Below are 11586 nucleotides of genomic sequence, written 5' to 3' on the forward strand. Positions count from 1 at the left end.
CGGGCATCCTTTCCGGGAATCGGGGAGAAGACGTCGAGGGGCGACATCACGGCCGCGCACTCACGGCGAGGCCTCAGGGGCGGTGGGGCACGTCAACAGGCGTACAAAGAAATGTTAACGCTAACATTTATGCATAAACCTCGTCCCTGCGAGCTTGGCAATGGGGCGATTGGTTCCCGATGAAGGGCCGGCGATCGGGTCGCATTCGTGTTTCCGTTGCATTTCCGCAAAGTGTTGGGGTTCACAGGCGGGATGTCAACATCTCGCTACAAGAAATTCGTCTCCGCGCAGCCGGCATCCTGCGGCAGCGGCGATGGCGGGTAGCGCCGGCCTCTGGTCGCAGACGGATATATCGCCTGTTCACCGCTCTCCGGTGCCCGGCGGTCGGTGGCCCGGGTCGTCGTACCGGCCTTCGGGCCGCGGGCCGGAAGGCCTGGTGCGGTCCATGACAGCGGGTGTTGACCGCACTCATGTGAACGCACACACTGGTGCGATGTCGATGTGACCCGCCGCCCTGTCGCGGTTACGGGCCGCGCTTCGCGCATTGAAACCTGCGTTGTTATCGCGTTCCAATAGTCATGTCCGATTACGCTGACGCCCACGTAATCGCGGCAATGGTGCCACCCGTCCCTCTGTGCCGACGAGTCGCGTGGAGTCGCCTTCCCCGTCCCGTCGCCCGGCCCGCCCGATCGTGCCCGGTCTCCGAGGGTCGCCATCGCCGAAGGTCGCCATGCCCGGCATTTCACGTCATCGCCCGGCTCGGAGGCGTCACATGGATCGGGACCGGCGTCCCCTGTCATTCCTCGCCCACAGACCGCCGCGGCAGAGCCACGAGCGGCCCGTCCGCTTGACCGCGGCATCGGTCCACAGCTCCGACCGCGGCGACCCCTGGGGTGATCGCATAAACGTCGGATTTGATCGCTTCGCCACTGAGGATCAACTTCGATCAGGTTCGATCGGTACTATGAGGGGTCCTAAGGAGGAGTATGACCAGTACGGCGACCGGCCCCCCCGTTCGGCTCGCGGAGAGCGTCGTCCCAGGCCCGCTGCTCGGCAGGTGGGGGACGACCGCCTCGCCGGATGCGCTGATCGGCGTCCTGGCGCGTCCCGACCGTGCGCTGCCCCTGCCCTCCCTGAGCGGCGGGCCGCCGCTGTGGGCACTGGAGCGCGTGCGGGAGCGAGCGGAGGCCGAGCGCGGGTCGCCGTGGGCGCAGCCGCTCGCCACGCAGTACGCCAGATATTTTCAGGACGGCGACCGCACGGTCTACGAGGGCGGCGTGTTCGAGCGCCAGGAGCGGCTCACCCGGGCCGTGCTCATGGCCGCGGCGAACGGGTCGGACGAGTGGCTGGCCGAGGCCGCCGACGGGATCGTGCTGGTGTGCGAACAGAGCTCGTGGTGCTGGCCCGCCCACGAGGAGTCCTGCCGATCGCGGGGCACGGTACTGCCCGACCCGGCCACCCCCTGCCTGGATCTCGGCGCCGGTGACGTGGCCGCCCAGCTCGCCTGGGCGGACCACATGCTCGGCGAGCGGCTGGACGAGCGATTCCCCGGACTGCGGGACCGCCTGCGCGCCGAGGTGCGGTGGCGGGTTCTGGAGCCGTTCACCCGCCGGCGCGACTGGCACTGGCTGGGGCTGGACGGCCGCGTGCACAACTGGTGCCCGTGGATCTGCGGCAACGTGCTCGTCGCCGCGCTGCGCCTGGCCGAACCGGGAGCGGAGCGGGCTCGGCAGGTCGCGCTGGCGATCGAGGGCCTCGACCGCTACCTGGCGGCGCTGCCCGGCGACGGGTCGGTGGACGAGGGCTACGAGTACTGGTGGAACGGTGCCTGCCGCGCCCTGGAAGCACTCGACGTGCTGGAACACGCCACTTCCGGGGAGCTGAGGGCGGCCGGCGTGCCGGTGGTGCGCGAGACGGCGCGGTTCCCCCACCGGATGCATCTGGGCGGGGCGTGGTACGTGAACTTCGCCGACGCCCGCGCGCTGCCGCCCGCCGAGCAGCCCTGGCACGTGCTGCACCGCTGGGCGCGGCGGATCGGTGATCCCGACGGGATGCGGCACGCCGCCGCCCACCGCGCCGGGACCGTCGCCCCCGCGGCCGAGTTGGGACGGGCGCTGAGCGAGCTGGCCGACGTCACCTGGCTGGAGGCCGGCCCGGCCGAACCGCCGCTGGTGGCCTCGGCATGGCTGCCCGGCACGCAGGTGGGCCTCGCCCGCACCGCCCGCGGTACCGAGCGGGGTCTCGCCCTCGCGGTCAAGGGCGGCCACAACGACGAGAACCACAACCACAACGACGTCGGCTCGGTGATCGTCGCCGTCGACGGGACACCCGCCGTGGTCGATGCGGGGCGGCCCACGTACACGGCGCAGACGTTCGGACCCGATCGGTACGCGATCTGGACGATGCGGAGTGGCTGGCACAGCGTGCCCGAGGTGCGCGGCACGCCACAGGGGCAGGGCGCGTCCTTCGCGGCCGGGGACGTCGCGGTGGCCGACGGGCCGGACGCCTTCCAGGTGAGGCTCGACCTCGCGGGCGCCTACCCCGTGGACGGGCTTGAGCGGTGGTGGCGCACGGCCAGGCTGGACCGGGAGACCGGCGGCGTGACGATCGAGGACTCCTGGGCCTTCACCGACGCGGGCCCGCCCAGCGAGGTGCGGTTCCTGCTGTCCGGTCGGGTGCGGCAGGAGGCGCCGGGGCAGGTGACGATACGGCCGCCCGGCGGGGGCCGGGCCGCGGTTCTCTCCTGGGATCCGGAGCACGCGGCCGGGTCGCTGACCGAACGCGAGCTGGACGATCCCCTGCTCGTCGCGGTGTGGGGCGACCGGCTGACCCGGTTGCGGCTGGAGCTGCCCGGCACCGCGAGCGGATCCCTCCTGGTACGCGTGGAGGTGCGGCCATGACCCTGTCCGGCTCACCGGCCTCGCTGCCCGACGAGCGCCGCACCCGGGTGGTCGAGCTGCTGCGGCGGCGTGGCTCCGTCCGGGTCGCCGATCTGGCCGAGGAGCTGGACGTCTCGGTCATCACCGTCCGCCGTGACATCGCGCTCCTCGCCTCGCAAGGGCTGATCCGGCGGGTTCGGGGCGGGGCCATGCTGCACGGTGGCGCCCCCGCCGGCGAGTCCGACGAGGAGGTCTCGCCTCGATCGGTCGTCGAGGAGGGCGTCGGCGAAGGACGGCGGCTCACGATCGGGATGGTCGTGCCGTCGCTCGACTACTACTGGCCGGAGGTGATCCGCAGCGTCCGCGAGGCCGCCGCGGCGGCCGGAGCCAGGATCGTGCTACGCGGCGCCACCTACCAGGCCGCCGACGAGCGGCGGCAGTTGTCAGGGCTGATGGACCTCGTCGGCGTGGACGGGCTCCTGGTCGCGCCGACCACCACCGGTGACGACGGCGAGGAACTGGTGCGCTGGTTGCGGCAGGCGCCGGTGCCGGTCGTGCTCATCGAGCGGGCCGCCGCCGTCGGTCCGTACGAGGAGACCATGGAGTCCGTCATCAGCGATCACGCGCTGGGGGCGGCCATGGCCGTGCGCCACCTGGCGACGCTGGGACACCGGCGGATCGGGGTGGTCACGACCTTGCACAGTCCGACGACGCCGCACGTGCGGCGCGGATGGCGGCAGGCCTGCCAGGAGCTCGGTCTGGAGCTCGACGGCACCCCGGACCTCACCACCGTCGACCAGCGCAACCCTGAGTGGAACGAGGTCATGGACCGGATCCTCGGTTCGTGCCTCGACACGGGCACCACCGCGCTGCTGGTTCACTCCGACCCGGAGGCGATCAGCCTCGTGGAGCGGTGCCAGGAGAGGGGTGTCCGGGTGCCCGCGGACCTGGCGGTGGTCACCTACGACGATGAGGTGGCGGAGCTGTGCGATCCGCCGCTGACGGCGGTCCGCCCGCCCAGGAAGGCGATCGGGCGGGCGGCGTTCGGCCTGCTGTGGGCTCGCCTGACGGATCAGGACCCGCATCGGCCGACGCATCGCGTGGTCATCGAGCCTCGGTTGATCGTGCGCTCCTCCTCGTCCTGAGGGAGGGCTGTTCACGGCGGAGGGAACACGGGAGCCAGGGTGTCCTCGGTGCCGTCCGGCCAGACGATCCGGGCGGCCGCATTCGCCCAGCTGATCTCCGGAGGGGCCGAGGGCACGCTCGAACCGAGGTGAATGCGGGCTTCGTACCATCTGCGCGGCTCGGCGGCCGCGCTGGTGCCGCACCACGGAACGAGAGTCCGGCCCGACAGCGGAGTGGCGTTCTCGGCGAACGTCACGTCCGACAGGTCGAGGCCGGGGCCGGGGACGATGCGCGAGATCAGGCGGGACGACGGGGTGGTGGCGGGGACGGGCCAGCCGCCCAGGCGAAGGGGGGCCGCGCACGTGGGGAGGAGGAGGACCAGACGAACCTCCCACGTGCCTCGCAACGCCGACAGGACGGTGATCCAGGGCCCCAGGACGGCGGTGCCCGATCGGCCGTAGCCGTGGTCGGCGGTGTCCGGGTCCGGGTCCACCCAGTGGGCCCGCCAACGGGAGGCGCCGACGGCGGTACCCGTTGGCAGGCGGTCCACGAGAAGGGTCTCGAAGCCGGTGCGATGGCTGGGCCGGTCGTCGGGGTCCAGAAGCGTGACCGACTGGTCGAGAGGGTCGTCGGCGTGCGGGCCGGCCAGGATGGGCGAGGTGGCGCTGGAGTATCCGAGGCGGGCGTACAGCGGCGAGTCCGTGCGGTGGTCGCCGGGTGTGGCATGGTCGGTGCCGTGGTTGACGACGCGCACGACGCCGTCGGCGCGGGTGCCGGAGACCAGCCAGCCCGGTGATCGGATCACGAGCTGGAAATCCTCCCGCTCGACCGGCAGCGGCTCCTCGACCGAGGTCCACACGGGATGATCGGCGGGCAGCGCCAGTCCGTACAGGCCTTTGGCGGCCCAGTAGGGGGAGCCGGTGCCGGAGTACGACTGGGCGATCGGCCGCCAGGGGCCGTGCCAGCCGAGTGTCAGGACTCCGTCGTCGTCGGGGCTGCCGTGCTCGGCGAAGTGGCGGGCGATGCCGGAGGCGGCGCGGCGCAGGAGACCCGGGGCGGGAGTCGCGACACCGGCCCGCGCCCCCGCCCAGAACTGGGCGGCGGCCGCGAACCGGTAGGTGAGGCTGCGGCCCTGTATGAGCGGAGAGCCGTCCGCGCCCACCAGGTGCACGGCGTCGTGAAGATAGCGCGTGAACCGGGACAGGTAGGCGGCACGACGGATGTCGGCGGCCGGGTCGCCGGCCGCCATCTCGGTCCACAACAACGGATAGAAATGGAGGGCCCAGCCGACGTAGTGGTCGTAGCCGCGCCGCTCGCCGTCGGAGTACCAGCCCTCCTCCCGGACGAACCCGTCGGTGAGCGCGAGCCCGGCCTCGACGTCCTGACGTGAGGACGGGCCGCCCACCGAGGCGAGGAACCGCTCGACCACGAGCTGGAACCAGATCCAGTTGATCGGCGGGTACGCGCCGCCGATCGCCGGAGCCAGGTAGCCGACCACCCGCTCGCGCACACCGTCGTCGAGGCGGTCCCACAGCCACGGGCGGGTGAGGTGCAGCACCAGTGCGATGGAGGCGGCCTCAACCTTGGCCTGATCATGCTCCTCCAGCCTCACCCAGCGCTCGGGAGAGGCCGGATCGGTCCCGGCCGCCAGGCCGCGCGCGTACCACTCCAGGTAGCCGTGCGGGTCATGGCCGCCCTCCCCCGCCACCCGGAACCCCGCGGCCAGGAACGTCCGGGCGAACCCTTCCAGTGCGTCGACGTCCGGCCCGTACCCGCCCGGCTCGCCGGGAAAGGAGATCCGCGCGTGCGAGGGGGAGGCGTACCGCCGTGCGGACAGCAGCAGACGGTCGGCCAGAGCGGCCCAGTGATCTCTGGTCCAGCCGGTGTAGGGCGAGAGCCGCCGGTCGTCCAGTTCCCGCAGCCAGCGCATCAGGCCTCCTGTCGCGACTCCGCACGAAACTCCGTGATGCTGGCACCGTCTCGGCGAACACGTCAAGGAGCAATGAATCAAAAGCGTTCATACTGATCATCGTTGATGGCCGCGGGAACCCACGGATGATCGTATTGATCAGTATCGATCATATTAGCGTTAACAATCTATTGACCTGATTGAAATGATCGGTCATGATCGGCGGCACTGGCAAGCACTGGCTGGCGAGAGGACCGGTGTGAAAGACCGACGATCACAGGCTCTGCTGGTGATGGACCCCGTGTACGTCGATGTGCAGTTCCAGGAACCGCAGCTGCGGCGGTTGCGCGATCTCGTCGAGCTCACCGATCCCATGGCGACGGCGGACCTCGACGATCCGCTCGTGCGCCGCCGGCTGCGCGAGGTCGAGGTGCTCGTGACCTCGTGGGGCTGTCCTCCGCTCACCAAGGAGCGGCTGGACTGCGCGCCGGAGCTCCGGGCGATCTTCCACTGCGCGGGAACGGTGCGCCCGTTCGTCACCGACGAGGTCTGGCGGCGCGGGCTGCTGGTGACCAACGCGGCGGACGAGAACGCCGTCTCGGTCGCCGAGTTCACCCTCGCCGCGATCATCTTCGCGGGCAAGAAGGCTCCGTTCCTGGCCCAGGACGCGCGCAGACATCGCGACGACTGGTCCTACCTGGAACGGCGGGGCGAGCTGTCCAACCGCGGACGCACGATCGGCGTCGTCGGCTTCTCACGGGTGGGCCGCCGGGTCGTCGAAAGGCTGCGCAGCCTGGACGTGGACGTACTGGTGTACGACCCGTACGCCGGCGCCGCCAAGGTCCGTGAGGCAGGCGGCCGGCTGGTCGACCTGGCCGACCTGCTGCCGCGCTGCGACGTGCTCACCCTGCACGTCCCGGAGCTTCCCTCCACCCGTCATCTCATCGGGGCGCCGGAACTCGCCCTGCTGAAAGACGGCACGACCGTCATCAACACGGCGCGCGGCACCGTCCTGGACACCGCCGCCCTGGAGACCGAATGCGCGAGGGGACGCCTGGACGCGATCCTCGACGTGACCGACCCGGAGCCGTTGCCCGCGAACTCGCTCCTGTACGACCTTCCCAACGTCATGATCACCCCCCACATCGCCGGATCCCTGGGATCGGAGACCCGGCGAATGAGCGAGAGCGCCCTCGACGAACTCGAACGCTACCTGTCCGGCCGGCCGCCGCGCGCGGTGGTGACGGCCGACGAGTTCGCCGTGAGCGCCTGAGCCCCGCTTCCGGGAAAGGAAACCAGACCGATGTTCAATCCCGTTCCGCCCGCCAGGACCCGAACGCGGCGCCACGTCGTGAAGGCCGCGGGAATGACCGTCCTCGCGCTCGCGCTCGCCGCGTGCGGCGGCTCCGGCGAGCCGGCCGAGGGCGGACCCGCCACCCTCACCGTCACCGTGTGGAACCTCGCCAAGACCCCCGAGTTCACCGCGCTGTTCCAGGCGTTCGAGAAGGCGAATCCGGGCGTCAAGGTGAAGCCGGTCGACATCCTCGCGGACGACTATCAGGACAAGGTCACCACCATGCTCGCCGGCGGCGACAAGTCGGACGTGATCACGATAAAGAACGTGACGGACTACGCGCGCTACTCCAGCCGCGGGCAGCTCCTCGAGGTCACCGATCTCGCCACGTCGGCCGACGCCTCCAAGCTGGCGGGTCTGCAGGCCTACAACACCGGGAACACCTACTACGCGCTCCCGTACCGCCAGGACTTCTGGCTGCTGTACTACAACAAGACCCTGCTCGACAAGGCGGGCATCAAGCTCACCGGCGCCATGACGTGGGACGACTACGCCAAGTACGCCCAGCAGCTCACCGGGGACAAGGACGGCAAGAAGGTGTACGGCACCTACCACCACACCTGGCGTTCGGTGGTCCAGGCGATCTCCGCGGCGCAGACGGGCGGCGACCAGCTCGGCGGTGACTACGCCTTCTTCACCGACCAGTACACGATGGCCCTGGACCTGCAGAAGAAGGGGGCGGTCATGGACTTCGGCACCGCGAGCGCCCAGCAGGCCGACTACCGGAACATGTTCGGAACCGGCGCGGCGGCGATGATGCCCATGGGTACCTGGTACATCTCGGGCATTCTGGAGGCCAAGAAGAAGGGCGAGAGCAAGGTCGACTGGGCGCTCGCCCCGATGCCGCAGCGGGCGGGCTCCGGCGAGGCCGTCACCTTCGGTTCCCCGACGGGGTTCGCGGTGAACAAGCGGAGCAAGTCCGCCGACCTCGCCAAGAAGTTCGTCCAGTTCGCCGCCAGTAAGGCGGGCGCGGAGGCGATCGCCCAGGTGGGCGTGGTGCCGGCGTTGCAGGATCCGGCGATCACGGAAGCCTACTTCAAGCTCGAGGGCATGCCGTCGGACGAGCTGTCGAAGAAGACGTTCGAGCCCGGCAAGGTCGTGCTGGAGATGCCGGTGAGCGACAAGAGCTCCGACGTCGACACCATCCTCAACGAGGAGCATCAGTTGATCATGGTCGGTGAGAAGTCGGCCGCCGACGGCATCCGCTCGATGAACGAGCGCGTCAAGAACGAGGTCCTCAACTAGGGCGGCCGCGGCGGGCTCCGTGGTCCGCCGCCCGTCCACCTGGTCTGCGAAGGAGTCACGAAGGACGACCATGACCCATGTCATGCCGCAGCCCGCGCCGACCGAGCCGGGCGAACCTCGGGTGCCCCACGGCGGCCGGGCCTGGCGCAACACCCTGATCGGGTGGAGCTTCATCCTGCCGAACTTCCTGGGCTTCGCCCTGTTCACGCTCGTCCCGGTGATCGCGGCGTTCGTGCTGGCGTTCATGGACTGGGACTCCTACGGAACGCCCGAGTGGGTGGGGCTGAGCAACTTCGAACGGCTGTGGGGGGACGAGAACTTCCACGTCGCTCTTCGCAACACGCTCTACTACGCGCTCGGCCACATCCCGCTGACCCTGATCGCCGCCCTCGCCCTGGCGCTGGCGCTGAACCGGCGGCTGCGCGGGGTGAACTTCTTCCGCAGCGCGGCGTTCTTCCCGTACATCACCTCCCTGGTCGCGGTGGCCGTGGTCTGGAACATGCTGTTCAATCCGACGGCGGGACCGATCAACCTGCTGCTGGAGGCGATCGGCGTCCAGGACCCCCCGCGCTGGATGTCGAGCACCGGCTGGGCGATGCCCGGGGTGATCATCACCAGTGTGTGGCGCGACATGGGCTACTACATGGTGCTCTACCTGGCCGGCCTGCAGACCATTCCCAAGGAGTACTACGAGGCGGCCAAAGTGGACGGGGCCAACGCCTGGCAGCGGTTCTGGGGCATCACGTTGCCCTCGCTGCGGCCCACCACCTTCTTCGTGCTGGTCATGCTGACCATCCAGAGCTTCAAGGTGCTCGACCTGATCATGGTCATGACCGGAGGCGGCCCCGGTCGCAGCACCCTGGTGCTGGCCCAGCTCGTCTACCGGGAGGGCATCGTCGAGGGCCAGTTCGGCTACTCGTCGGCGATCGCGCTCGTGCTGTTCCTCATCGTGTTCACCGTGACCATCGTCCAATTCCGGATCAACGAACGGAGAAACGCGTCATGACCACATTGCGCGATGCTCCTTCGGCCACGGTGCCGCCGCCGCGACACGACGGGCCCACCGGATCGCCGGGCTCCCGGCACCCCGCCGCCCGCAGGACGCTGGCCTACCTCGGGCTCATCACGGTGACGTTGCTGACGCTGGTGCCGTTCGGAATGATGCTGTCGGCCTCGCTCAAGCGCAACAGCGAGGTCCTGGCGGTCCCGATCGAGTTGATTCCGGACGAGCTGCGCTGGTCGAACTTCGTGGAGATCTGGGAACGCGTCCCGATGGCGACCTACCTGGGCAACTCGCTTTTCCTGTCGGCCACCATCACGTTCCTGCAGGTGCTGACCGGCAGCTTCGCCGCCTACGGGTTCTCCAAGGTCCGCTTTCCCGGACGCGACGCGCTGTTCCTGGGCTACCTCGCCACCATCGCGGTGCCGTGGCAGGCCTACATGGTGCCGCAGTACATCATGATGCAGCGACTGGAGCTGACGGACACGTACTGGTCGCTCATCCTGATACAGGCGTTCGGCGCGTTCGGCGTGTTCCTCATGCGCCAGTACTACATGTCGATCCCGGACGAGCTGTGCGAGGCGGCCAGGATCGACGGGCTCAGCGAGTACGGCATCTACCGGCGGATCATCCTCCCGCTGTCGAAGCCGGCGCTCGCCAGCCTGGCGCTGCTGACGTTCGTCACCACGTGGAACGACTACATGGGGCCCTTCATCTACCTGACGAGCAACGAGCTGTGGACGGTGCAGCTCGGTCTGCGCTCCTTCGTCGGCCTGTACGAGGCCGAACACGCGATGATCATGACGGGTGCGGTGCTGTCGGTGCTGCCGGTCCTGGTCCTCTTCCTGTTCGGGCAGCGCTACTTCATCCAGGGCGTCGCGACGAGCGGGCTGAAGGGGTGAGCACGATGCGCGGCCTGCTGCGTCCGGCCCGGCAGGAGACGTACGAGAAGGTCTTCGGCATGGTTTACGTCGGATTGATGACGAACCTGCTGCTGGCGATCTCGTGCGCCCCGCTGCTGGTGGCGCTGGCCCTGGTGCGGGATCCGTCGGCGTCGTGGCCGTTCTTCGCGGCGCTCTCGGCGGTGTGCGCGCCGGCGCTGGCGGGCGCGTTCCGGTGCTTCGCCCTGCTCGGCGAGGGGTCGACGGCGGTGTTCGCGGCCTTCTGGAACGGTTACCGGCGGGCGGCGGTGCGGGCGCTGGTCACCTGGCTGACGGGCGCCGCGGTGGTGAGCGTGCTCGTGGTGGACGTCATGGTGGTCGGTGGCACCTCGTGGGGTCCGGCGCTGCTGCCGTTCTTCGTCACGGCGGGCGCGCTGGTCGTGGCCACGACGGTGACGGTGCTGGTCGTGGTGGCCGAATCGTCGCGTCCGGTCCGCGGCCTGGTCCTGCCGTGCCTGTACCTGGTGGCGCGTCGCTGGTATCTGACGCTGCCGACGCTGACGGTGCTGGCGCTCGCGGTCGGCATGGTACTGCTCGAACCGGTCTTCGGCGTGCTGCTGGGAACGGCGCCACTGCTCTACGCGGCCTGGGCCACGAGCCGGTTCGTGGTCCTGCCGCTCCTGCCGGAACCTTGACCGGCCTTCGCTCCCGATCCACGACACCGGCACGGCGAGGGTGACCTGCGCCTCGACGAGGCGCCGAGGCTTCGCGCGGCGCGCGGACCACGATCTTCCGGAAAGGGGGACGAGCGCGACACGATGATCAGCCGCACGCTTCGCCGGGCCCGTCTCGCCGCCGCGAACGCATTCCGATCATCGCGGTGCCGCCGGACACGAATTGTGTGCCGTCCATTGACCGAGGACCCCTCGCCGGGCTAATAATGCGCCTACGCCCGAATCACCATTACCGCGCGGCCACCGTGAGATGTTAGCGCTAACATTATGGAGGTATCGGAATGCGCGCATGTCAAAGGGCTTCGGCCGCGTTGTTCGCCGTCGTCATGGCACCGGTGGCGGCCCACCTGAAGGCGTCCGCTTCGGCCTTCGCCTCCGGCGCCTCCTTCACCGTGACCTTCTCCCCTGGCCTGACAGAAGGATGACCCTGATGCCCCCACCGCACGCGCGCCGCGCCCT

8 protein-coding genes are annotated in these 11586 nt (G+C 69.7%); 7 read left to right on the forward strand and 1 reads right to left on the reverse strand.

The window, feature by feature from the left end:
- Positions 1–986 precede the first annotated feature (986 nt).
- Together ACTOQ3_RS43085 and ACTOQ3_RS43090 are read left to right on the forward strand one after the other, a co-directional pair.
- Entirely contained in the window at positions 987–2900 is a 1914-nt protein-coding gene (locus tag ACTOQ3_RS43085; RefSeq protein WP_440089830.1) for a hypothetical protein, read from the forward strand.
- Complete coding sequence (locus ACTOQ3_RS43090) at positions 2897–4024, forward strand: substrate-binding domain-containing protein (RefSeq protein WP_440089831.1); 1128 nt, start codon at positions 2897–2899, stop codon at positions 4022–4024. Before ACTOQ3_RS43085 ends, ACTOQ3_RS43090 begins: the two co-directional genes overlap by 4 nt.
- 11 nt (positions 4025–4035) lie before the next feature.
- Here ACTOQ3_RS43090 and ACTOQ3_RS43095 read toward each other — a convergent pair whose 3' ends face one another.
- Positions 4036–5934 (reverse strand): DUF2264 domain-containing protein, encoded by a 1899-nt coding sequence (locus ACTOQ3_RS43095; protein WP_440089832.1) that lies wholly within the window; start codon positions 5932–5934, stop codon positions 4036–4038.
- A gap of 238 nt (positions 5935–6172) precedes the next feature.
- Between ACTOQ3_RS43095 and ACTOQ3_RS43100 the strand changes: the two genes are divergently transcribed.
- The 5 genes from ACTOQ3_RS43100 (at position 6173) to ACTOQ3_RS43120 (ending at position 11088) form a co-directional block, all read left to right on the forward strand.
- On the forward strand, positions 6173–7186 hold the full coding sequence (locus ACTOQ3_RS43100; RefSeq protein WP_440089833.1) for a hydroxyacid dehydrogenase: 1014 nt from the start codon (positions 6173–6175) through the stop codon (positions 7184–7186).
- 30 nt (positions 7187–7216) lie between these two features.
- Entirely contained in the window at positions 7217–8512 is a 1296-nt protein-coding gene (locus ACTOQ3_RS43105; RefSeq protein WP_440089834.1) for an ABC transporter substrate-binding protein, read from the forward strand.
- Positions 8513–8582: 70 nt separating this feature from the next.
- Entirely contained in the window at positions 8583–9518 is a 936-nt protein-coding gene (locus ACTOQ3_RS43110) for a carbohydrate ABC transporter permease (RefSeq protein ID WP_440089836.1), read from the forward strand.
- Positions 9515–10414 carry a carbohydrate ABC transporter permease gene (locus ACTOQ3_RS43115; protein ID WP_440089837.1) on the forward strand — a complete coding sequence of 300 codons (900 nt, stop codon included), beginning with the start codon at positions 9515–9517 and terminating at the stop codon, positions 10412–10414. The genes ACTOQ3_RS43110 and ACTOQ3_RS43115 overlap by 4 nt, the downstream gene beginning before the upstream one ends.
- A complete protein-coding gene (locus ACTOQ3_RS43120; RefSeq protein ID WP_440089838.1) occupies positions 10411–11088 on the forward strand; it encodes a hypothetical protein in 678 nt (225 codons plus the stop codon). Before ACTOQ3_RS43115 ends, ACTOQ3_RS43120 begins: the two co-directional genes overlap by 4 nt.
- Positions 11089–11586: the final 498 nt, after the last annotated feature.

This window comes from Streptosporangium sp. LJ11 (assembly GCF_051918945.1).
GTDB lineage: Bacteria > Actinomycetota > Actinomycetes > Streptosporangiales > Streptosporangiaceae > Streptosporangium.